Source organism: Desulfovibrio porci (genome assembly GCF_009696265.1).
Lineage (GTDB): Bacteria > Desulfobacterota > Desulfovibrionia > Desulfovibrionales > Desulfovibrionaceae > Desulfovibrio > Desulfovibrio porci.
In genome coordinates this window covers 90,915-110,260 of sequence record NZ_VUMH01000005.1, presented here as the reverse complement: position 1 = coordinate 110,260, position 19,346 = coordinate 90,915, and the positions used below count along the sequence as shown (strand labels likewise).

19 protein-coding genes and 1 tRNA gene are annotated in these 19,346 nt (G+C 60.4%); 8 read left to right on the top strand and 12 right to left on the bottom strand.

Annotated features, from left to right (window positions below; translation table 11 throughout):
- Nucleotides 1-289: 289 nt before the first annotated feature.
- Nucleotides 290-2,227, bottom strand: a complete 1,938-nt coding sequence (locus FYJ44_RS06640; RefSeq protein WP_229772566.1) for a HEAT repeat domain-containing protein — start codon at nucleotides 2,225-2,227, stop codon at nucleotides 290-292.
- Between the two features lie 30 nt (nucleotides 2,228-2,257).
- Entirely contained in the window at nucleotides 2,258-3,325 is a 1,068-nt protein-coding gene (locus FYJ44_RS06635; protein ID WP_154510462.1) for a protein-glutamate methylesterase/protein-glutamine glutaminase, read from the bottom strand.
- 134 nt (nucleotides 3,326-3,459) lie between these two features.
- Here FYJ44_RS06635 and FYJ44_RS06630 point away from each other — a divergent pair.
- Nucleotides 3,460-3,537: transfer RNA gene (locus tag FYJ44_RS06630), tRNA-Pro, on the top strand.
- A gap of 73 nt (nucleotides 3,538-3,610) precedes the next feature.
- On the opposite strand, the gene FYJ44_RS06625 is transcribed toward FYJ44_RS06630, so the two are convergent.
- Genes FYJ44_RS06625 through FYJ44_RS06610 form a run of 4 tightly spaced genes read right to left on the bottom strand, consistent with a single transcriptional unit; the run spans nucleotide 3,611 to nucleotide 8,152 of the window.
- Nucleotides 3,611-4,438 (bottom strand): lysophospholipid acyltransferase family protein, encoded by an 828-nt coding sequence (locus tag FYJ44_RS06625; protein WP_154510461.1) that lies wholly within the window; start codon nucleotides 4,436-4,438, stop codon nucleotides 3,611-3,613.
- Nucleotides 4,438-5,664 (bottom strand): replication-associated recombination protein A, encoded by a 1,227-nt coding sequence (locus tag FYJ44_RS06620; RefSeq protein WP_154510460.1) that lies wholly within the window; start codon nucleotides 5,662-5,664, stop codon nucleotides 4,438-4,440. The genes FYJ44_RS06625 and FYJ44_RS06620 overlap by 1 nt, the downstream gene beginning before the upstream one ends.
- Before the next feature lie 2 nt (nucleotides 5,665-5,666).
- Entirely contained in the window at nucleotides 5,667-6,419 is a 753-nt protein-coding gene (locus FYJ44_RS06615) for a 16S rRNA (uracil(1498)-N(3))-methyltransferase (protein ID WP_154510458.1), read from the bottom strand.
- Entirely contained in the window at nucleotides 6,416-8,152 is a 1,737-nt protein-coding gene (locus FYJ44_RS06610; RefSeq protein ID WP_154510456.1) for a hypothetical protein, read from the bottom strand. The genes FYJ44_RS06615 and FYJ44_RS06610 overlap by 4 nt, the downstream gene beginning before the upstream one ends.
- A gap of 230 nt (nucleotides 8,153-8,382) precedes the next feature.
- Here FYJ44_RS06610 and FYJ44_RS06605 point away from each other — a divergent pair, with 230 nt between their 5' ends.
- The 3 genes from FYJ44_RS06605 to FYJ44_RS06595 are packed head-to-tail and all read left to right on the top strand — an operon-like array spanning nucleotide 8,383 to nucleotide 11,246.
- Nucleotides 8,383-9,420 carry a GAF domain-containing protein gene (locus tag FYJ44_RS06605; protein ID WP_154510454.1) on the top strand — a complete coding sequence of 346 codons (1,038 nt, stop codon included), beginning with the start codon at nucleotides 8,383-8,385 and terminating at the stop codon, nucleotides 9,418-9,420.
- Nucleotides 9,421-9,422: 2 nt separating this feature from the next.
- Nucleotides 9,423-10,448, top strand: coding sequence for a rod shape-determining protein (gene mreB / locus FYJ44_RS06600; protein WP_154510452.1), 1,026 nt, complete (start codon nucleotides 9,423-9,425; stop codon nucleotides 10,446-10,448).
- 12 nt (nucleotides 10,449-10,460) lie between these two features.
- Nucleotides 10,461-11,246, top strand: coding sequence for an inositol monophosphatase family protein (locus FYJ44_RS06595; protein WP_154510450.1), 786 nt, complete (start codon nucleotides 10,461-10,463; stop codon nucleotides 11,244-11,246).
- A 23-nt stretch (nucleotides 11,247-11,269) separates the two neighbouring features.
- Here the strand turns inward: FYJ44_RS06595 and FYJ44_RS06590 are convergent, their stop codons facing one another.
- The gene (locus FYJ44_RS06590) at nucleotides 11,270-11,788 is read right to left on the bottom strand and encodes an NUDIX hydrolase (RefSeq protein ID WP_154510448.1); all 519 of its coding nucleotides are present in this window, start codon (nucleotides 11,786-11,788) and stop codon (nucleotides 11,270-11,272) included.
- Here FYJ44_RS06590 and rimI point away from each other — a divergent pair.
- The 3 genes from rimI (at nucleotide 11,787) to secG (ending at nucleotide 13,642) form a co-directional block, all read left to right on the top strand.
- A complete protein-coding gene (gene rimI / locus FYJ44_RS06585; RefSeq protein WP_229772565.1) occupies nucleotides 11,787-12,263 on the top strand; it encodes a ribosomal protein S18-alanine N-acetyltransferase in 477 nt (158 codons plus the stop codon). The genes FYJ44_RS06590 and rimI overlap by 2 nt on opposite strands.
- A gap of 21 nt (nucleotides 12,264-12,284) precedes the next feature.
- Nucleotides 12,285-13,049: a triose-phosphate isomerase gene (gene tpiA / locus FYJ44_RS06580; protein WP_154510444.1), complete on the top strand. Its 765-nt coding sequence runs from the start codon at nucleotides 12,285-12,287 to the stop codon at nucleotides 13,047-13,049.
- 188 nt (nucleotides 13,050-13,237) lie between these two features.
- Nucleotides 13,238-13,642, top strand: coding sequence for a preprotein translocase subunit SecG (secG, locus tag FYJ44_RS06575; RefSeq protein WP_288957365.1), 405 nt, complete (start codon nucleotides 13,238-13,240; stop codon nucleotides 13,640-13,642).
- Here the strand turns inward: secG and FYJ44_RS14645 are convergent.
- Nucleotides 13,564-14,001 (bottom strand): hypothetical protein, encoded by a 438-nt coding sequence (locus FYJ44_RS14645; RefSeq protein WP_229772563.1) that lies wholly within the window; start codon nucleotides 13,999-14,001, stop codon nucleotides 13,564-13,566. The genes secG and FYJ44_RS14645 overlap by 79 nt on opposite strands.
- 78 nt (nucleotides 14,002-14,079) lie before the next feature.
- Here FYJ44_RS14645 and FYJ44_RS06570 point away from each other — a divergent pair, with 78 nt between their 5' ends.
- Entirely contained in the window at nucleotides 14,080-14,751 is a 672-nt protein-coding gene (locus FYJ44_RS06570; protein WP_229772562.1) for a Smr/MutS family protein, read from the top strand.
- Nucleotides 14,752-14,947: 196 nt separating this feature from the next.
- Here FYJ44_RS06570 and FYJ44_RS06565 read toward each other — a convergent pair whose 3' ends face one another.
- The 4 genes from FYJ44_RS06565 to FYJ44_RS06550 form a co-directional block, all read right to left on the bottom strand.
- The gene (locus FYJ44_RS06565) at nucleotides 14,948-15,349 is read right to left on the bottom strand and encodes a DnaJ family domain-containing protein (RefSeq protein ID WP_154510438.1); all 402 of its coding nucleotides are present in this window, start codon (nucleotides 15,347-15,349) and stop codon (nucleotides 14,948-14,950) included.
- On the bottom strand, nucleotides 15,346-18,090 hold the full coding sequence (gene mutS, locus FYJ44_RS06560; protein WP_154510436.1) for a DNA mismatch repair protein MutS: 2,745 nt from the start codon (nucleotides 18,088-18,090) through the stop codon (nucleotides 15,346-15,348). Before mutS ends, FYJ44_RS06565 begins: the two co-directional genes overlap by 4 nt.
- A 133-nt stretch (nucleotides 18,091-18,223) precedes the next feature.
- Nucleotides 18,224-18,670 carry a LapA family protein gene (locus FYJ44_RS06555; protein WP_154510434.1) on the bottom strand — a complete coding sequence of 149 codons (447 nt, stop codon included), beginning with the start codon at nucleotides 18,668-18,670 and terminating at the stop codon, nucleotides 18,224-18,226.
- A gap of 167 nt (nucleotides 18,671-18,837) precedes the next feature.
- Nucleotides 18,838-19,332 carry an HIT family protein gene (locus FYJ44_RS06550; RefSeq protein WP_154510432.1) on the bottom strand — a complete coding sequence of 165 codons (495 nt, stop codon included), beginning with the start codon at nucleotides 19,330-19,332 and terminating at the stop codon, nucleotides 18,838-18,840.
- Nucleotides 19,333-19,346 lie beyond the last annotated feature (14 nt).

The window sequence follows — 19,346 nt, the reverse complement described above, 5'->3', positions numbered from 1 at the left end:
CGCGCCGCATCCGTTTTGGCGGCCGCCGCGTTTTGTGTCGCGCTTCTGTTGAACAATGAACTCGCGGCTGCGTCGGCAGCCGGAGCGGGTGTTTTGAAGGAGGAACCCGGCTGGCTTTGCCCGGCGCCGGAGAATGCGGAAGGCTGCCTGGGCTTGTAGAGCGACGTGGGACGTTCCGTAGCGCCTGGGGCGGGCTGCGCGGGCTTGTCGGTTGACGGCGTCTGGGAATCCGTTTCGCCGCTCTTGAGCTGGGAAGTCTTTGGGAAAAGTGTGGGAGGGGTCGCCATAGTTACTCCTGTTCCGCCTGGATGGCGGCCACGGCATCAGCCGCCGCGTGCTGGATTTCAGGATCTTCATGATCCATCATGCCCAGCAGCACGCTGAAAGCGACATTGCCGCCGATCCTGCCCAGCGCTTCAATGATCTTAAATGCGACCATGGGGCTCGCGTGTTCTAGCATTTGCGCCAGGGTGGGCACGGCTTCGGCGTTTTTATTCACGCCCAGAGCTTCGATGGCGCGAATCCGCACCCATTCGTTCTCATCCCTGAGGGCCGTGACCAAATGCGGCATAACAGCCGAGGTGCCGATCTGCCCCAGAAGGTCCACCAGGGCCACGCGCACGTCCTTGTCTTCGTCAAACAGACGGGGCAGCAGCCGGGGCAGATAGCGCTCCGCCACGCCGCCCAGATTCAGAAAAGCCTCTACAGCCACGCGGCGGATGGCGGGGTCTTCGTCTTCCAGGGCTTCGGTAATTTCCGTGAGATTTTCGGTGACGCTGTAACGGCCCAGCGCATACACCGCCATCATGCGCTGCATGGCGTCATCGCTGCGGAACCGCTCTTTGAACCGGGCGTTCAGGTTGGCGCTGTGCAAATTGATGCAGGCCTCCAGCGCCATTTCCTTCACGTCCACATAGCGGTGGTCGAGCTGGCTGAACACCACATCTTCCACATCCGGGCAGGTATGCTGATTGCCGAAAAAGACCAGGGCGCTTTTGAGCACCTCCGCGTCATCGCATTCGTCGATGATGGAAAGGAAGAAAGGCATATCGTCGCAGCTGCCCAACTGGGCCACTTCCGCCACAGCGGCGCGCTGCAGCTCACGGCTCACCCGCCAGAACAGATTTTTGATTTCCTCCACCGGACGGTGATCGTCCATAAGCTGGCAGGCTTCCATGGCGATCATGGTACGGCTTTCGTCCTCGCTGCGCAGGGCGTCGCGCACAATGTCATTATATCCGATGGAAGCGATGGCCCGGATGGCGGCCTCATACAGCTCGGCCTTGCGCTCCGGATCCAGACCCGTGGCCAGATCCAGAATGGCGCTGCTGGCTTCTTCCTTGCCGATGGCGCTGAGGCCCTGCAGGGCCGCCATCTGAATCTCCTCGTCATTGTCGGAAAGAGCGTCCAGCAGATAGGCGCGCAGTCGCTCCTGCGACTTGGCAGCCAGCAGGGAAAGCGAGCGGCCGCTCAAAATCTGCACAATGGCCTTGACTATCTTGTGGCGCAGCACCACGCTGACGTTTTCCAGCGAGTTGAACAGCAGAGGAATGGTCTTGATGTCGCCCAGGCCGCCCAGCGCGTCGATAATCGCCGAGCTGACCAGCATGGAGGATTGCGGCAGCAACTGCACCAGGGCATTGATGGCTGACGGATCTTTGATTTTAGCCAGGGCCTCCACCACGGCGAACTGCACCCATTCTTCGTCGTGCATCGCCTGGCAGAGGTCGTTCACGGATTCGGGAAAAGCAAGATTACCCAGGCTGACGGCCGCCTGATAACGGACATTGACTTCCGGATCCTTGAGCAGGGCGTCGCCCAGCAGCAGAGCGGACTGGTGGCTGAGGCAATAGCCCAGAATGTCCGCGATGAAAATGCGCAGATCCGGATCGTCGTCGCGGAGATAGGGCTGCATGCTCTCAATGCTGTCCACCCCTATCTCACGCAGGATGTCCATGGCCACATTGCGCACCGGCGCTTCGTCACTGCGCAGCAAGGGCAGCAGTTCCACGATGGATTGAGCGCCGCGGATTTTGCGCAGGCCGTATTCCGCGGCTTCCTGCACGCCGATATTTTCGCTTTTGATCCGTTCACAGAGCAAGGGCACGGCCTCTTTCAGGCCCATGTCGCCCGCGCTGAACGCCGCGCTGCGCACGACATCGTTGTCACCGGATTGAAGGGCTTCAAGAATCTGCGCCGCGCTGTATTGTGAATTTTCCATGCTCATAATGGTATTATCCTGGTGAAATGCTACAGGTCAGCCTCTGACCGTTGTGATGATGGCCTGGGCTATTTCGTCGGCATCCAGAATCAGATTGGCGAGTTTTGCGTCTACCACGGCCTTGGGCATGCCATAAACCACGCAAGAGGCCTCATTTTGAGCGATGAGGCAACCACCCTTTTCTTTGAGAACACGGGCTCCGTCGCAACCGTCGGAACCCATGCCCGTGAGCATGACCCCCAAGGTGCGCCGCCCCATGCTGCGTCCCGCCGTTTCCATAAGCACATTGACTGTGGGCTTGTACAGCGCGTCACGCGGTTCATCAGTCACGGCCACCTCGGGCAGAGGACCGCGCATACGCACGCCGATATGCTTGCCGCCGGGACAGACATAGGCATGGCCGTTTTTGAATTTGTCGCCATTGACCGCCTCGGAAACCGAAATCTTGCACACGCTGTCCAGACGCTTGGCAAACGGGCCGGTAAAGGTGGCCGGCATATGCTGAGCGATCAGAATGCAGGCCGGAAGATCGGCGGGCAAAGCGGAAAGCACCTTTTGCACCACCGGCGGCCCGCCTGTGGAAACGCCGATGACGACCAGATCGCGCGGACCGGGACAGGGGGTTTGCACATAATCCGCCGGCTGAGAAGGCTGACTGCGGTGGGCGAGTGGTTGCACGATATGATTGATGCGGCGGTATTTCAGCTTGACGATGGTTTTTTTACGGGCAATGGCCTTGACCTTGCGGCGCAGTTCATCGCCGAAACAGTCGCGGTCGTTGCTCATGGTTTTAAGAATAAAATCCAGCGCGCCATATTCCATGGCTTTAAGCGTGCTTTCTGCACCGCTTTCCGTGAGTGAACTGACCATCAGCACCGGCATGGGATGTGTTTTCATGAGATTCTGAAGGGTAGCCAAGCCGTCGAGGCGCGGCATTTCCACATCCAGGGTCATAACATCGGCATCCAGCTCCACGGCTTTTTTCAGAGCATCCTGCCCGTCACGCGCCGTGCCGGCCACTTTGATATCCGGGTCCTGCTCCAGGAGAGAAACCAGGGCATGGCGCATGAAAGTTGAATCATCCACAACAAGGACACGGATCATAGAAACGCTCACTCCGGAATAAATTTTCCCGCGTTCAGAGAATTGTTCCGGTATGCTACGCCAGGCAAGATGATTTGACAAACAAAAAAAAGCCTTGCCAAATATACGAGGTTAGCATAGAGTGCCTTTCTCAACGGGATGTGGCTCAGCTTGGCTAGAGCGCAGCGTTCGGGACGCTGAGGCCGCGCGTTCAAATCGCGCCATCCCGACCAGGAAATTCAGGGCTTGCGTGACCGCGCAAGCCCTTTTCCATGATGGCCGTTCAGCACTTCCGACGGCCCCGCCTCAACGGTTCATACCGTCCTGTTCCTGCCAGGCCGCCAGCGTGCTGGAAATATATTCGCAGATGGCGGCGTGCTCTTCCTTGCCCTGGCCCCGGACGCGCATGGGCCGCGCGAAACGGTAGCGCACGGCCATGCCGGCTTTGACCGGTCCCAGTTCCTTGATTTTTTTGCCCTGGCCCCAGGCATCCGTCTTGAGAGCCACGGGCACAATGGGCACGCCCGCCTTCCGGGCCAGTTTGACGCCGATGCTGTTGAAATGGCGCGCGTCAAACACGCTGGAGCGTGTGCTCTGGGGAAAGACGATGATGGAAATGCCTTTTCTGAGGCGTTCCACGCCGCCGTCCAATACGGCGGAGAGATCTTCGCGGGGATTGACCCGGCCCACCACAATAGGGTCGCGCGAGCGCATCACCGCGCCAAAAAAAGGCATGGTGGTCAGGCTCTTCTTGACCACAAAGGTCACGGGCCTGCGCGGGCGGATCATGCCCGGCAGCATGAAGGTCTCCAAGGTGCTCATGTGGTTGGCCACAAAGAGGCAGGGACCGTCCTCGGCGGTAATGGCGTCCATGCCCTCCACTTCAATGGGGCAGCCCATGCGCTCCATAAGATCCGCCGTCCAGATGCTGGCGTAGACCCACGCGGCGTCGTCGCACAGTCCGCGCGCGGCCCGGCGGCAGAGCCAGCGCACCGGCCCGAGAAAAAGACGGCTGTAGAAGGAAAGCGAGGGCAACATCCGGCTGAATACGCCCGCCTGGATTCCGGGGCTGCGATAGGTGTCGCCGGTGAGGAATTTTTCAAGAAAAACGCCGTCAATATGCTGGGGAATCATCACTGATCATCCGTTTTTTTGATTTTATGGATTTTGCGCCACCACTGCGAGAGCCGCGGTTCCTCACCATTGTCGCGCGGCTGGTAAAAACGCCTGCCTTCCAGCTCGGGCGGCAGATAGGACTGTTCCACCCAGGAATCAGGATAATTGTGCGGATATTTGTATTCCTTGCCGTAGCCCCACTCCTTCTGCAATTGCGTTGAAGGATTGCGCAGATGCAGGGGCACGGCGCGCGCGCCGTTAAGTTTCACCTCGCGCACGGCATTGAGATAGGCCGCGTAAGAGGCGTTGCTTTTGCGGGCCAGGGCCAGATAGACCACCGTTTCGGCCAAAGGAATAAAGCCCTCGGGCATGCCTACGAACTCCACAGCCTGCTGGCAGGACACGGCCAGGGGCAGGGCGTTCGGATCGGCCAACCCCACGTCCTCTGAAGCGGAAAGGATCAGGCGGCGGCAGACGAAGCGCGGATCTTCGCCGCCTTCCAGCAGGCAGGCCAGATAATAGAGGGCCGCGTCCACGTCGCTGCCGCGAATGGACTTGATCAGGGCCGAGGCCAGTTCGTAATGACTGTCGCCGTCCTTGTCGTGGCGGACCAGCACTTCGGGCAGAGCCGTCTTGATCTGCTCCAGATTCCGCTTGTCCTCGGGCAGCGCGGCCGCATATTCCACCAGATTGAGCAGGCTGCGGGCGTCGCCGTGGGCCACACCCGCCAGCAGGTCCAGCACTTCGTCGTCCAGCCGCACCTGAAGATCCTGCGCGCCGCGCCGCGCCAACTGCATCAGCTCGGAGCGGCCCAGAGGACGCAGGCGCAGCACATGTAGCCGCGAGAGGAGCTGGCGGGTGACGCTGAAGGACGGATTTTCCGTGGTAGTGGCCAGCAGGGTCAACTCGCCGGATTCCACCAGGGGCAGAAAAAAATCCTGCTGGGCCTTGGAAAAACGGTGCAGTTCATCCAGCACCAGAATCTCCACCCCGGCCAGGGAGCGGCGCAAATGTTGCAGACCCGCTTCCGGCGCACTGAGGCGCAGGTATTTTTTACCAGTGGATTTGGCCAGCAGCAAAGCCAGTGTGGACTTGCCGCAACCGGGCGGGCCGAAAAAAAGCAGGCTGGGCAGGCGCTTGGCCTGCATCAGCGAACGCAGACGGTCCGTCAGATGAGTCTGGCCCAGAAATTGCGCCACGTCGTCCGGGCGCATGCGTTCCGGCAGGGGCTTGCTGATGGCCATGCTCAGCCCTCCGCGCGTTCCGCGCCCCGGCCCGGCAACTGCGAGGCCCACCAATGGATGCCCAGACAGAGGGTGGCCGCCGTTTCACAACGCAGGACCCGGGCTCCCAGGCTGACCGCAGCAAAGCCCGCCGTGTGCAGAATATCCAGCTCCCGCGCTGAAAAACCGCCCTCGGGCCCGATGACATAGACGGAGAGGCCCGGCCTGCCCGCCAGATCCGGCGTGAGCATGGGGACGTTTTCCTGCATTTCCCAAGGCAGAATGCGCTGGTCGGCGGTGCGGGAAAGCTCGGCAAGCTCGTCCGCGCCGCTGCTCAGGACGCGCACTTCCGGCAGCCAGGGATTTCCGCTTTGCTTGGCTCCGGCGATCATCTGCCCCAGGCAGGACTCACGCGCGCCGGCCGGCAATTTGCCCTGACTGTGGTCGCCCTGCCAGAGCCAGACGGCATGCGCGCCCAGCTCCACGGCTTTTTCCATAAAAAAGCCACGCCGCACGGCCTTGCTGAAGGCCAGAGCCATCACGGCCAGGGACACGGGCCGGGGTGTAAAAGATTCGTCCAGGCATTCCAGACGCGCGTTTTTTTTTCCTGCCGCGCGGATGACAAAGCGGCCTGTGCGGCCTTGGCCGTCCAGCAGGCCCACTTCATCGCCCGGCCCAAGACGAAGTACCTGACCCAGATGTTTGGCCTCCTGGCCCTCCAGGGCAACTTCGTACCCCCAAGCCTCGGGCGGAAGATAGAAAAAAGGTCCGCTCATGCCACAACCGTTTCCTTCATCAGCTTGCTTTCCGTGCCGAGACGCGCCTTACGCACGGCTTTGAAGCCGTCCTGCAGAGAAACCAACCTGCCGTAATTTTTGCGTATCTCCAGCCCGGCCTTGGTCAGCGCGCCTTCGGGCACGTCCAGATAATTGCGCCGCAAATACCGGTCACGCAGAATTTTTTCCACACACTCAATGATATCATCCACCAGGGCCGGGAAGAAGTTGACGATCTCAAACTTGAGTTCATTAAGCAGGTCCACGGCCTCACGCATCATCTGCCGGTAGGTAATGCGCGCGCCCTTGAAGGTGCGCTGGCAGATATCCTCCAGGATGCGCACCCGGCGGGCCTGCTGGATATAGCTGAAGCGCGTGCATACCTCCTGGTACAGATCGCGCATGCTGTCGAAAGTTTCGGCATTGTCCGGCTCGAAAAGATATCCAGACAGCACCTTGCTGACATTGGCGAAAAACTCATCACTGTAGCTGATCATCCGGCGCTGATGCTTGGTCAGCCAGGTGTATAGAAACTTGAGGCGCTTTTCGTCCGTATCGGTATTCTCCACCACCTCGGTGCGCTTATAAACGATGCGGCCCGTGAATTCGCCCCGGACGATGTCGTTGAGGCGCAAAAACATATTGCTGGCGTCCTTGATGATGTTCAGGCCGCGCAGAGGTTCGCCGGTGAGCGGATGCAGCACTTCCTGTTCGACCACGGAAAGGGCGCGGTCCTGGCGCACGTTGCTGGAGTCGAAACGGTGCTGGCGGTAGGTGATCCGCATGATGACCACGCGCCGGGACTTGTCCAGAAAAAAACCGTCCCGGTCGATGATGTCCAGGGCTTCTTCCTGGTCCTCGTCCACGGCCACCAGGGCGATTTTTTCCAGCAGGGGGTAGCGCCGGTTTTCGCCGTTGGAAAGGTAGGTGGTCAACGTGCGGTCGGTCTGGCCCATGACGCGCAACAGGAAGCGCTCGCCCATCTTGTGCAGCTTGCGGGCGAAAAGCGCGCTGGAGGTGCGCCGCTCGGACACGATGGGAAAGCCGTACAGTTCCATGAGGTACTGATAGACAAACATCCGGTTGCGTTCGTACATATCGCTGTCGCCGTAGACGAATTTGCCGATACGGATGCCGAAGCGCTTGAGCTCGCTGTCGATGTCGGAAGGGAAGGAGGCGAACACTCCGGCCAGATGGAAAAGCTTGTCCGCATCCCAGGCCAGAACCTGGGCTCTGTCCATATTCAGCAGATAGGGCATCAGGGATGGATAGTTGTCCAGCAGCACTGTGTCCACATAGCGGAACTGCTGGCGGAAAATATCCTGATGGATGCGCGGCAGGCGCGAAGCCAGGGTCTGAACGTTCTGGCCGATGACCTGATTTTCCAGAGGGCAGCAGGCGCCGTCGGCCTCGGTGATGACCGGGTGGAGTTTGTCGAACTGGAAAATCTCGGAAAAGTAGTCCAGCTGGCGGGCAAAGGCCACCAGGGCGAAGCCCGGCAGATCCTTGTACTCGAACATATCGTTGTCAAAGGAGGGCAGCAGTTCGCGGCCTTCCACCAGCGGATAGTTTTTGTTCTCCTGATAGGGCTTGGCCAGGCAAAAGCGGATGTGCACCGCGTCCAGAAAGCGCTTGAGCGCGCCCAGCTCGCTGACGGCAACAGGTTCGGACAACGTCGCGGCATCTCGCCAGGGCAGCCCGTCTTTGCTGAAAACCTCTTGCCATTTCATCATCCACAAATCCTGATAACAATTTTTTTTATTTTTTTAACCTTTTTTCTAAAATATTTCCAGTACTCCCGGCATGGCTTTGAAGATTTTCCATTGCCGTTCAGCCTAACGAGACAAGGACAGCGACAGGCGCGAAAGCAGTTGCGACGCCGGAAACGCTTTGCTACAACAAGTCAGCGCATGCGATCCTTTGTCCCAACCGCCGCGCCCCGTCACCTTCAACCCCACGCGCTATGACCGCAAATTCTCTTGAGAAACATATTCTGAGCATTGTTTGCAGCGTTTTTGACGCTTATTCGGCCGTGCTGTTTCTGCCTGACGAGGAAGGCGAGGCCCATCATCTGTCCGCGGCCTTCAGCCTGGGCGACAAGATTTCTCCCGATATCGCCATTCTGCCGGGCAGAGGGCTGGTGGGCTGGATCATCCGCAACCGCCAGCCCCTGCTGGTGCCCAATTTCGATCAGCGGCAGAGCAATCTGGGCTATTACGAGGACGGCGAGGAAGCCAGCATCAAGGCCTTCATGGGCTGTCCGGTGCCCACTGGCGGCGCGTTGTGCGTGGACAGCAAACGGCAGTATTCTTTTTCCGACAAGGATCACAAAATACTCCAGCTCTTCGCGGAACTGATTTCCCGCCAGCAGGGCAGCAAAGGCCGCCAGGAACTGGCCGGGGATATTCCGCGTTATTTCACGGAACTGGGCGTTATTCAGGACTTGCGCTTCCGCTACAAGCGCTGGCCGCAGTTTTTGCAGAATTATCTGCGCACCATGGCCGACGCCACGGGTTTTGACTACTGCGCCTTCGCTTCGGTGGACGCGCCCGGCGAAACCTACTGTGTGGAATGCGAGTCGGCCCGTCTGCTGCTGATGGACGGCGAACCGCTGATTCTGCCCATGGGTAGCGGCATCACCGGCTGGGTCTTCCGCAACGACCAGCCTGTGGTGGCCGAAGGCGTGGAAGGCGCTCCGGCTTCGGTGCTGTTCGGCAAGCTGCCGGACATGCCTGATTTTCAGGCCGCCATGTGCATGCCGGTGATGGTCAATAAAAGCACGCGCGGCGTGCTTTGTCTGGCGCACACCAGTCCCCGCCAGATCGACGAGAGCATGCGCAGCTTCGTACGCCAGGCTGTGGATCATCTGGCGCTTTTCCTGGAAAATCTGTACCTCAAAACCCGGCTGCGGACCATGCTGCCCAAGGCCAGAGTGCACAGCGACGGCCCGCAAGCCTATGATCCGGACACCGCGCCCATGCCGCCCGGCAAAGAACTGTAACCATGTTTCTGCAGCGTTTTTTTCGTTTTTTTTCCAAAGACATAGCCATGGATCTGGGCACGGCCAACACCCTGCTCTATACCAGATCCCACGGCATTGTGATCAATGAGCCTTCAGTGGTGGCCATTGATACCCAGAAAAACGCCGTGCTGGCCGTGGGCGCCGGAGCCAAGGAATTTCTGGGCCGCACGCCCAGGCGTATCCGCGCCATCCGCCCCATGAAGGACGGCGTCATCGCGGATTTCGACGTCACCCGCGAAATGATCGCCTATTTCGTGCGCAAGGCCATCGACGGCCTGCGTCTGGTCAAGCCCTCCATGGTCATCTGCATTCCTACGGGCATCACCCAGGTGGAAAAAAAGGCCGTCATTGATTCCGCCCTGCTGGCCGGCGCGGCTGACGTGGGGCTGGTGGAGGAGCCCATGGCCGCGGCCATCGGCGCCGATCTGCCCATCCATGAGCCGCTGGGCAACCTGGTGCTGGACATTGGCGGGGGCACTAGCGAGGTGGCAGTCATTTCTCTGGCGGGCATCGCCAACGCCCAGTCCATCCGCGTGGCCGGCGACGCCATGAATCTGGCCGTGCAGCGCTATATGCGCGACGTCTTCCGCATGGAGTTGGGCGAGAACACGGCGGAAAACGTCAAAAAAATTCTGGGTTCAGCCATGCCCCAGCCCAATGCCCCGTCTCTGGAGGTTTCCGGCAAGGATCTGGTGCAGGGTACGCCCAAAGTGGTGACCGTGAGCGAGGGACACATCCGCGAGGCCTTGCGTGAGCCCATACAGGCCATTCTTGAGACTGTGCTGCGCGCTCTGGAAAAAACGCCGCCCGAGCTTTCCGCCGATATTTACCGCAACGGCATGCTCATGGCCGGCGGCGGTTCGCTGCTCAAGGGTCTGGATCAGTTCATCGCCCGTGAAACCCGCCTCAAGGTCTTTGTGGACAAAGATCCGCTGACCACGGTTCTGCGCGGCACAGCCAAAGCCATGCTTGACCGCCGGGCCTATCAGGCTGTTTTCATCAACTGACAAGGTTGTGCCATGTTTCAGGCTGCGTCCATCTTATGCGAGTGCGTGGACATCGTGCGCCGGAGCGGCGAAATCATCCGCGCGCATTGGTCCGGGCCGCGCCGTGTGCGGCACAAGGGCAGTATTGATCTGGTGACGGAAACGGATCTGGCGGTGGAGGCTTTTCTCAAGGAAAAGCTGGCTGCCCTGTTGCCCGGGGCGGCTTTCATGGCTGAGGAGAGCAGCGCGGCGGACCGGGATCCCGGCGCGCTCTGCTGGATCATCGACCCGGTGGACGGCACCACCAACTTCGTGCATCGCATCCCGCAGGTGGGCACTTCCGTGGCGCTCTGGCAGGAAGGGCAGGTCACCCTGGGCATCGTTAACGTGCCCATGCTTGACGAATGTTTCTGGGCCGCGCGCGGACAGGGGGCCTTTTGCAACAACAGGTCCATTGCCGTATCCGGAGCCGACACGCTCACCGAGGCGCTGGTGGGCACGGGTTTTCCCTATGACGTGGCGGAACGCCTGCCCGAAGTGCTGGAGCGGCTCGCGGCCGTCCTGCCCGTGAGCCAGGGGCTGCGGCGCATCGGAGCCGCGTCGGTGGATCTGGCGTATCTGGCCTGCGGGCGTCTGGACGCTTTTTACGAGGCGGGACTGAAACCCTGGGATCTGGCTGCGGGCTGGCTTCTGGTGGAGGAAGCGGGCGGCCGGGTCAGCAACCTGCGCAATGAAAGCCTGCACTTCGGTGAAGCGCTGCTGGCGAGCAACGGCCGCCTGCACAAGGCCATGACGGCCCTGTTGGCGGAAACGGCCTGAATCCGTTTCCGGCGTTCTCCGGTTCAGCGTGGACGCACATAACCGCCCTGCACGGCCACCCGCATGAAAGGGGAGAGCAGATCATCGAAATGCGCGCGCAGGCCTTTGAGTTCATCGTAATCCAGCAGCATGTTCCGGTCCGGATCCAGGGCCTTTTGCGCGGCCAGGGCGGCGGGCAGACGGGCTTCAAACAGGGCCACAAAGGCCTGACGGCTTTCCGGGCAGGGAGGACAAAAGCCCAGGGACAACAGACGGCCGCCTTCCTCGCGCCAGTCCTCGCGCAGCATGGCGCGGGCCCGCGCCTCAAAGGCCTGTCCCGCCCTGACCAGGGCAAATGATGAAAAGCCCCAGCCGCGCCCCGCGCGAAAGGTCAGTAACGCCCGGCCTGCGCTGTCGCGGATCAGCAGGGCGACGGCGCGATGGCGCAGGCGCTGGCGCAGCACATCCTTTTCGGCCATGACGCAGAGTGGGGTGTTGCGTTCGTCCACCACCTCCAGAAACAAGGCGGCGTTTTTCAAGCCCGGATAAAGGTTTTGTTTCATGTACGGATCCGTTTCCATTGCAGCTTCCTCAACGCCGCTTTTTCAGCGTCTTGACGCGCGTCACGCCACGAGCATGCACGCGCTTGAGCGGCGCTGTTTTTCCCTGCCCTGGTCCGAAGCGCAGTGCCGCGCGGCCTTTGCACAGCCGGCCTTCGCGGCTTTTGGCCTTTTTCGGGGGCCGGAACTGCTGGCCTATATTTCCGTATACCATACCCTTGATGAACTGGAAATACTCAACCTGGCCGTGGTTCCTGAAGAGCGTCGCAAAGGCTTCGGACGCCGCATCCTGAACGCGGCCTTGCATGTGGCCCGTAAAATGGGTATGCAGAAAGTCTTGCTTGAGGTGCGGGTGGGCAACCACGCGGCCATTGCCCTCTACCGGAGCAGCGGTTTCCGCCAGGTCGGCGTGCGCCCCCGCTATTATACGGACAGCGGCGAAGACGCGCTGATTTACGTTTGTTCCCTGCAAGAATGATCCCCAGCCAAAGGTGCTGTTATGCAAAAAATTATTGCCGCCAACTGGAAGATGTATAAAACGCGCCCTGAAGCCGCGCAAACCGCCGCCGAATTGGCGCTGGCCCTGCCCGACGGCACGCCGCATGGCCGTTTGGTGCTGGTTTTCCCGCCGTTCACGGCCGTTGATGCGGTGGCGGAGGCTTTTACCGGCAAAAAGAACCTGGCGGTGGGCGGGCAGAATTTTTATCCCGCCGCGCAGGGAGCTTTTACCGGAGAAATTTCGACGGGCATGCTGAATGATGCGGGCGCGACCTGGGTTCTGGTCGGCCATTCCGAGCGTCGCCATGTCTTCAGCGAAAGCGACGAGCTGATAGCCCGCAAGACCGCCTTTGCCCTGGCGCAGGGCTTCAAGGTTATGCTCTGCGTGGGCGAAATGCTGCATGAGCGTGAAGCCGGGCAGCTCAGGGACGTGCTGTCCCGCCAGCTTTCCACAGCTCTGGAGCCGCTGCCCGAAGCCCTGCGCGGGACTTTGGCCGGGCGGCTGGCTGTAGCCTATGAGCCTGTCTGGGCCATCGGCACGGGCAAGGTGGCCGGTCCGGTGGAGGTACAGGAGGCGCACGCGGCCCTGCGCGCGCTGCTTGCAGACATGCTGGGCGAAACCGCCGCTGAACTGCCCATTCTGTACGGCGGCAGCGTCAAACCGACCAACGCCTCCGCCCTGGTCGGACTTGACAATGTGGACGGTCTTCTGGTAGGAGGCGCTTCTTTAGAGGCGCAAAGTTTTCTACAGATTATCGGATCGTAGTAAACGCCCGTCCCTGTCTGCCCGCTCCGCGGATGAGGCAGAGGACGAGTGCGTTTTGGCCGGCTTCGCCGATTGACGGCGGAGCGCCCGCAACAGCCGGGTCTTGTGCCGCGATTTTGTGCAAGGCGGGATCGGCTTATCCTTTTTTGGCGCGCCGCCGGGCTGTGCCGGGCGGTGAGGAGGAATTCGTGCAGACTCTTATTCTTACGCTGCATATTATTGTGTGCGTATTGCTGGTCATTCTGGTCCTGCTTCAGGCGGGCAAGGAAGGCATGGGCGTCATTTTCGGCGGCGGCAACACTTCGGTGTTCGGCAGCGGCGGCGCGGGCGGCATTCTGGCCAAGCTCACCACGCTGATGGCCGTCATCTTCGTGATTACCTCCCTGAGCTATACCTATGTGACGAGTTCCCGTCCCAGCAGCGAGTCCACCATTCTGAACGTCAAAATTGAAGAACCCGCCGCTTCGGTTCCGGCACCCGCGGTTCCCGCGCCTGCGCAGGATCCGAAGGCCGGTCAGACCGCTCCCGCGCCGCAGCAGCCCGCCGCGACGCCGGGTGCGGAAACCCCGGCCGACGCGCCGAAGGCGCCATAGCTTTTTCTCAGTCGACTTTTGTTGAGCCGCGGCATTGCCGCGGCTTTTTTTACCACCACGAAAATCCGTCCGGTTATAGCGCCATGTCCGACAATGATGCTTTTGCTGAAAACCCGTTCCGAGCCCTGAATCTCAAATCCTTCCCTGACAAAAAAAAGAACGCCGCAGCGGAATCCGTGCTGCGACGGGAGAAAAGGCGAGGAAAACAGTGTGGTTCCACCGCAATGCCTGATGCGGAAGATGCCGCGTTGGATCCCGAAGACGCCGCGCTTTTTCTGTGGGCCATGAGCCGTGTCCAACAAGGCGCGGGGAAACGAAAAGACCGTGCGCGCGGTTTTCGCCTGGAAGAGCAGTGCCATTTGCCCGGAGCCGGGGAACGTAAAAAAAAGCGTGCTGCGGGACAAGCCGCCGGACAGGAAAGCGCGGGAAAGAAAAACATGTCCTTGTCCGTCGGCGACGCGAAAAAGAGCGCGGAGTCTCCGCAACGGGACGAGGCGCTGTTGTTCGCACGTCACGAGGGAGGCGATGGCCCTGATGACGCCGAAACAGCAGCCTTTTTGCGGGCTATGGGAGAGGTGCGCCCGTTACAGGCGCGAGGGCGTGAAGTCAGTCCGGAACCGCAGCCCGGCACGCCGCCGCCTCAGGGAGAACTGAGCCTGCAGGATTTCATGGACGGCAAGCTGGAGTTCGCTCTCTCCTTTACGGACGAATATCTGGAAGGCCATGTGGTGGGTCTGGACCAAATGATCATGAATAAATTGCGCGCCGGCGGCCTGAGCCCCGAGGCGCATCTCGACCTGCACGGCCTCAATGCCGTACAGGCCTTTGAAGCCTTGCGCGGCTTTATGCGCAGCTGCTGGTACAAGGGACTGCGCACTGTGCTGGTGGTGCCGGGGCGGGGCCGCAATTCGCCCGACGGCATGGGCGTGCTGCGGGAAAAACTGCAAAGCTGGCTGACCCAGGATCCCTTCAAGCGCGTGGTGCTGGCCTTTTGCACGGCCCAGCCCCATGACGGCGGGCCGGGTAGCGTCTATGTGCTATTGCGCAAGTACCGCAAAAAAGGCCGTATTTACTGGGAGCGCATGCCCGCGGACGCGGACCTATATTAGAGCCTGTTGGAATCATGCCGTTTTGCCCGCCGGCTGCGCCGGATTTCACCTGCTTTTCCGATCGGGCGCAGATATCTGCTTCCTCATCCGTAAGCAGCTTCACTGCAACGGCCGAGACAAAAGTACGCTCCCTCAATGCAGGTGTATCTTCCTTGCAGACGAACAAAACCCTATAGTGTTGAACCGTTAGCCCCTCTCAATGAGCTTTGTCCAGAGCGCTCAGACGCTCCAGCAGCCGCGCGTAATAGGGATCGTCCTGCTCAATGCGGATGGAGCGCTGGTGGCGCATCCGGGCGCGCTGGATCATAAAGCGCAGCTTCTGCATCTGGCGGACGCGCTCCCGCTCGTCCTCGCACCGTTCCAGAAGATCCACAAGACGGTTGATTTCCTTGCGTTCGGCCAGTTCCGGCGGCAGACAGCCCGCATTGCGCAAAATTTTGTAAGCCATGCGCAATTCTTCGGGTACATGACTCATATCTTCCAGTTCCAGAGGTCGGCCACGGCCGGGGAGATCGTCGAATTCTCCCTTGGCCTGCGCCTCTTCAATGCGCTTTTCGGCAATAAACTGGATGACGGACCAGGGATTGGCGTCGCTCATGCTTCTTCGACCTGTGCCTCTTCGCTGTCGCCGTCAGGTTCCGTACCCCAAAGCCGCTTCCATTCCATCAGAAGCTTGAGCGCGTCCAGCGGGCTGAGCGTCTCGGGCGCGAGATCGCGCAGCAGACGGACCAGAGGATGCTCCGCCGCAGGCGGTGCGGCGTTGATTTCCGGCAGCGCGTCCGTAGCGGCGTCATTGCTGTTGCCCTGCGGCAAGTCCAGACCCGGCAGAGGCATGGATGCCACTGCCACGGCTTTTCGCGCGCCTTCGCGCCCCCGTTCCAGACCGGCCAGAATAGCTCTGGCCCGCTGCACCACGGGAACAGGCACACCGGCCAAGCGCGCCACTTCCACGCCGTAGCTCCGGTCTGAAGGACCGGGCACCAGCTTGTGCAGAAAAAGAATGTCGTTATTGTACTCACGGATGGCGATATTCATGGTGAAGACGCCGGGAATGCGTCCCTCCAAGGCCGTGAGTTCGTGGTAATGCGTGGCAAAAAGCGTGCGCAACTCGCCGCCCGCGCGCCGGGCGAGGTCTTCCACCACGGCCCAGGCCAGGGCCACCCCGTCATAGGTGCTGGTGCCGCGCCCGATCTCGTCCAGGATGACCAGACTACGCCGGGTGGCCTGGCGCAGAATACGCGCGGTTTCCATCATTTCCACCATAAAGGTGCTCTGTCCCTGAGCCAGATTGTCCGAAGCGCCCACGCGGGAGAAGAGCCGGTCCACCAGCCCCAGCGTGGCTTCGGCCGCAGGCACCATGGAGCCCATCTGAGCCAGCAGGCAAATAATGGCCACCTGACGCAGCACTGTGGATTTGCCCGCCATATTGGGACCGGTGAGCAGGCAGAGGCGGCGCTTCTGGTCCAGGCGGAAATTGTTGGGCACAAAATTGGCGCTGCCCATCATGGCTTCCACCACCGGATGTCGGCCCTCGCGAATGTCCAGATGCGCGTCGTCTGTAAGCCGGGGGCGGCACCAGTTGTTCTGGCGTCCCACGTGGGCGAGGCTTTGCCAATAATCCAGCTGGGCCACCAGATCCGCCATATGCACAATGCGTTCACGCTGGCGGGCCATGTGCTCGCGTAGATCCTGAAACATCTTGTATTCCAGGCTCTTGCGCTTATCCGCAGCGGAAAGCAGCTCTTCTTCCAGTTCCTTGAGCGCCACGGTGGTGAAGCGTTCGGCATTGGCCAGAGTCTGCCGACGGATGAAATGCTCAGGCATGGGACCGGAATGGGACGCGCGCGTCACCTCATAATAATAGCCGAACACGCGGTTATAGCCCATCTTCAGCTTTGAAATGCCGGTTCGCCGCTGCTCTTCTTCAAGTAATTCCTGAAGTTTTTGCTCGCCGTGCTCCACCAGGTCCAACAGTTTGTCCAGTTCGGCATTGTAGCCGCTTTTGAACAGGCCGCCGTCAGTGATCACGGAGGGGGGGCTGTCGACCAGAGCGGCACTCAGCAGCGCGGCGCAATCCTCAAGGTGATCCCAGGTTTTGACGATCCGGCAGAGGCTTTGCGGCAGTTCATGGCCCAAAGCCTGCGCTTCGGTGGCGTAGCCCGAGTCTGAATTTTTAATCAGAGCCGCGTAGACGCCGGGCAGGGCGGCAAGACTGTTGCGCAGGGCGATGAAGTCGCGCGGCCCGCCGCGATTGAGGCTGATTCGGGTGGAGAGGCGCTCCAGATCATACACCTCGCGCAGGCTCTCCCGCAATGCGGCGCGACGCCGGTCGTCGTCATGAAAAAAGGCCACGGCTTCCTGAATCTGGGCGATAGGTCCGGCTTCCCGCCAGGGATGGCGGAGCATATCCTCCAGAAAGCGCCCGCCCATGGGCGTCATGGTGTCGTCCAGCACATGCCGCAATGTGCCTTTGCCCTTGCGCCCGTTAAGACGGGTGAAGATCTCCAGGTTACGCTCGGTCACCTCGTCGATCAGCAGCCGACGGCTCAGGTCCAGGGGTCTGAACGGCATGAGGTGGTCGGGATTGCGCTTCTGGGTCTGGTCCAGATAGACCAGCAGCGCTCCGCAGGAGCGCATCAGTTCATTCTTGCCCTGCAGACCCAGAGCCCCGGCCTCGCGCACACCCTGCGCCCTGAGCACGCGTTCCGTGGCGCGCTTGAGTTCAAAGTGCGCCGCAGGTATACGCACAAGGCGCACGCCTTCCAGCAGGCAGTGCGGCGGCAGTTCCAGACCTTCGGGCACCAAGAGTTCACGCGGGGCCAGTTTCTGCGCCCATTGCCAGAGTTCGGCCTGGCGTTTGAATTCCACGCCCGACCACTGGCCGGTGGAAATATCCGCCCAGGCGAAGCCGCCCCGCCCCTGTCCCGTATCGTAGCAAAGCGCGCCGAGATAGTTGTGGCTCTTGGTGTTCAGATTGGCGTCTTCCAGCACCGTGCCCGGCGTAATCACGCACGTGACGGCCCGTTTGACCAGCCCCTTGGCGGCCTTGGGGTCTTCCGTCTGGTCACAGATGGCCACATGGAAGCCCTTGTCGATGAGCTGGGCCACATAGCTCTGCACGGCATGCCAGGGCACACCGCACATGGGCACAGGGTTCTCGCTGTCTTTGCTGCGGCTCGTCAGCGCGATCTGAAGTTCGCGCGCTGCGGTGACGGCGTCGTCGAAGAACAGTTCGTAGAAGTCGCCCATCCGGTAAAAGAGCAGGGCATCAGGGTAATCAGCCTTGATGCGCATGTACTGTTCAAACATGGGCGTCAGTTTGGCGGGAGTTTCGGCCATGGTGGTTACGCTACGCTAAAAGGTGATAAGATCGTTTAGTAATAAACGATAACCTATTCACGCCATCGCGTAAACCATATAAAAAGGACCGCGCCCGTCAAAAGTTGAAAGGGGCGCGGTCCGGCGGGATCAATCAGGCCTTGTCCGGGTCGGGAGCCAGCACGTCTTCCGGCAAGGCGGAGGAAGCGGCGGATTTGCTTTCGCCGGATTGCTTTCCGGCATCAGTCGGACAGCCTTGCGTCTTGCGCAAAAAAGAACTGCGTGAAGTTTCCGCGCCCAGTTGCTTGCGCAACTTTTCCACCTCACGTTCAAGGCTGCTGACGCGCCATTTGCTCTTCATCAGGCGCGCGGACAGGTTTACCTTATCCCAGACCAAAAAACCGAGCGCCAGCACGGCCCCCACAAAAAAGGCCGCCACAACCATGAAATAGAAGGGCAGGGGAATGGAGGCCATGGGAGGCAGGAAGAAAAGATTGAGCGTCAACACCAGATTCTGGGAAAGGGCGTTCTGGTTCTGGAAAAAGAAGACCAGCGCCAGAAAAAAGAGGATGGCGAGTAACAGAACCTTGACATACCGCATAGATATACTCCTTGAGGCTACAAGCTGTCCCAAAATTTTTCCAAGGCGTTCTGGAAAATCGCTTTACCTGAAAAGCAAAGCGCCGAGCACATCGTCAGCGGATCACAATGCAACGGTTCCGCCAGTCGTGTTGCCCGCCGTTTCCCGCGCAGGAAACGACGCGGACGTCAGACCGTTTCCTCTCCGCGACAGAAATAAGGCCGCAACGCCGTATATGTCCGGTTGAGGTGCTCCGGCATGGTGCGCACCTCGTCAAACACGGCCATGAATGAGGAATCGCCGTTCCAGCGCGGCACCAAATGAAAATGCAGATGCTCGCGAATGCCCGCGCCGGCGGCCTGTCCCTGGTTGAGCCCCACGTTGATGCCTTCGCAGTTAAAGTGTTCCTTGAGGATCACAGTGCAGCGCCGGACCAGGTCCATGATTTCATGGGTGTCCTCAACGGGCAGGTTGGCAAGAGCCATGACATGCCGGTACGGACAAACCATGATGTGGCCGTTATTGTAGGGGTATTTGTTCATGATCACAAACGCCCGCGCGCCGCGATACAACACCAGACGCTCCTCGTCTTCTTCCGTGGTGGCAGGCAGACAGAACACGCAGGCATCGGGTTTGGGACCGAGAATGTATTCAATGCGCCAGGGCGCCCAAAGTTGTTTCATGACCAAATCATCAT

Coding starts and splice junctions, on each gene's coding strand:
- FYJ44_RS06640 (WP_229772566.1), bottom strand. CDS start 2,227: ATGAGCATGGAAAATTCACAATACAGCGCGGCGCAGATTCTTGAAGCC.
- FYJ44_RS06635 (WP_154510462.1), bottom strand. CDS start 3,325: ATGATCCGTGTCCTTGTTGTGGATGATTCAACTTTCATGCGCCATGCC.
- FYJ44_RS06625 (WP_154510461.1), bottom strand. CDS start 4,438: ATGATTCCCCAGCATATTGACGGCGTTTTTCTTGAAAAATTCCTCACC.
- FYJ44_RS06620 (WP_154510460.1), bottom strand. CDS start 5,664: ATGGCCATCAGCAAGCCCCTGCCGGAACGCATGCGCCCGGACGACGTG.
- FYJ44_RS06615 (WP_154510458.1), bottom strand. CDS start 6,419: ATGAGCGGACCTTTTTTCTATCTTCCGCCCGAGGCTTGGGGGTACGAA.
- FYJ44_RS06610 (WP_154510456.1), bottom strand. CDS start 8,152: ATGATGAAATGGCAAGAGGTTTTCAGCAAAGACGGGCTGCCCTGGCGA.
- FYJ44_RS06605 (WP_154510454.1), top strand. CDS start 8,383: ATGACCGCAAATTCTCTTGAGAAACATATTCTGAGCATTGTTTGCAGC.
- mreB (WP_154510452.1), top strand. CDS start 9,423: ATGTTTCTGCAGCGTTTTTTTCGTTTTTTTTCCAAAGACATAGCCATG.
- FYJ44_RS06595 (WP_154510450.1), top strand. CDS start 10,461: ATGTTTCAGGCTGCGTCCATCTTATGCGAGTGCGTGGACATCGTGCGC.
- rimI (WP_229772565.1), top strand. CDS start 11,787: ATGTACGGATCCGTTTCCATTGCAGCTTCCTCAACGCCGCTTTTTCAG.
- FYJ44_RS06590 (WP_154510448.1), bottom strand. CDS start 11,788: ATGAAACAAAACCTTTATCCGGGCTTGAAAAACGCCGCCTTGTTTCTG.
- tpiA (WP_154510444.1), top strand. CDS start 12,285: ATGCAAAAAATTATTGCCGCCAACTGGAAGATGTATAAAACGCGCCCT.
- FYJ44_RS14645 (WP_229772563.1), bottom strand. CDS start 14,001: ATGGCACTGCTCTTCCAGGCGAAAACCGCGCGCACGGTCTTTTCGTTT.
- FYJ44_RS06570 (WP_229772562.1), top strand. CDS start 14,080: ATGTCCTTGTCCGTCGGCGACGCGAAAAAGAGCGCGGAGTCTCCGCAA.
- FYJ44_RS06565 (WP_154510438.1), bottom strand. CDS start 15,349: ATGAGCGACGCCAATCCCTGGTCCGTCATCCAGTTTATTGCCGAAAAG.
- mutS (WP_154510436.1), bottom strand. CDS start 18,090: ATGGCCGAAACTCCCGCCAAACTGACGCCCATGTTTGAACAGTACATG.
- FYJ44_RS06555 (WP_154510434.1), bottom strand. CDS start 18,670: ATGCGGTATGTCAAGGTTCTGTTACTCGCCATCCTCTTTTTTCTGGCG.
- FYJ44_RS06550 (WP_154510432.1), bottom strand. CDS start 19,332: ATGAAACAACTTTGGGCGCCCTGGCGCATTGAATACATTCTCGGTCCC.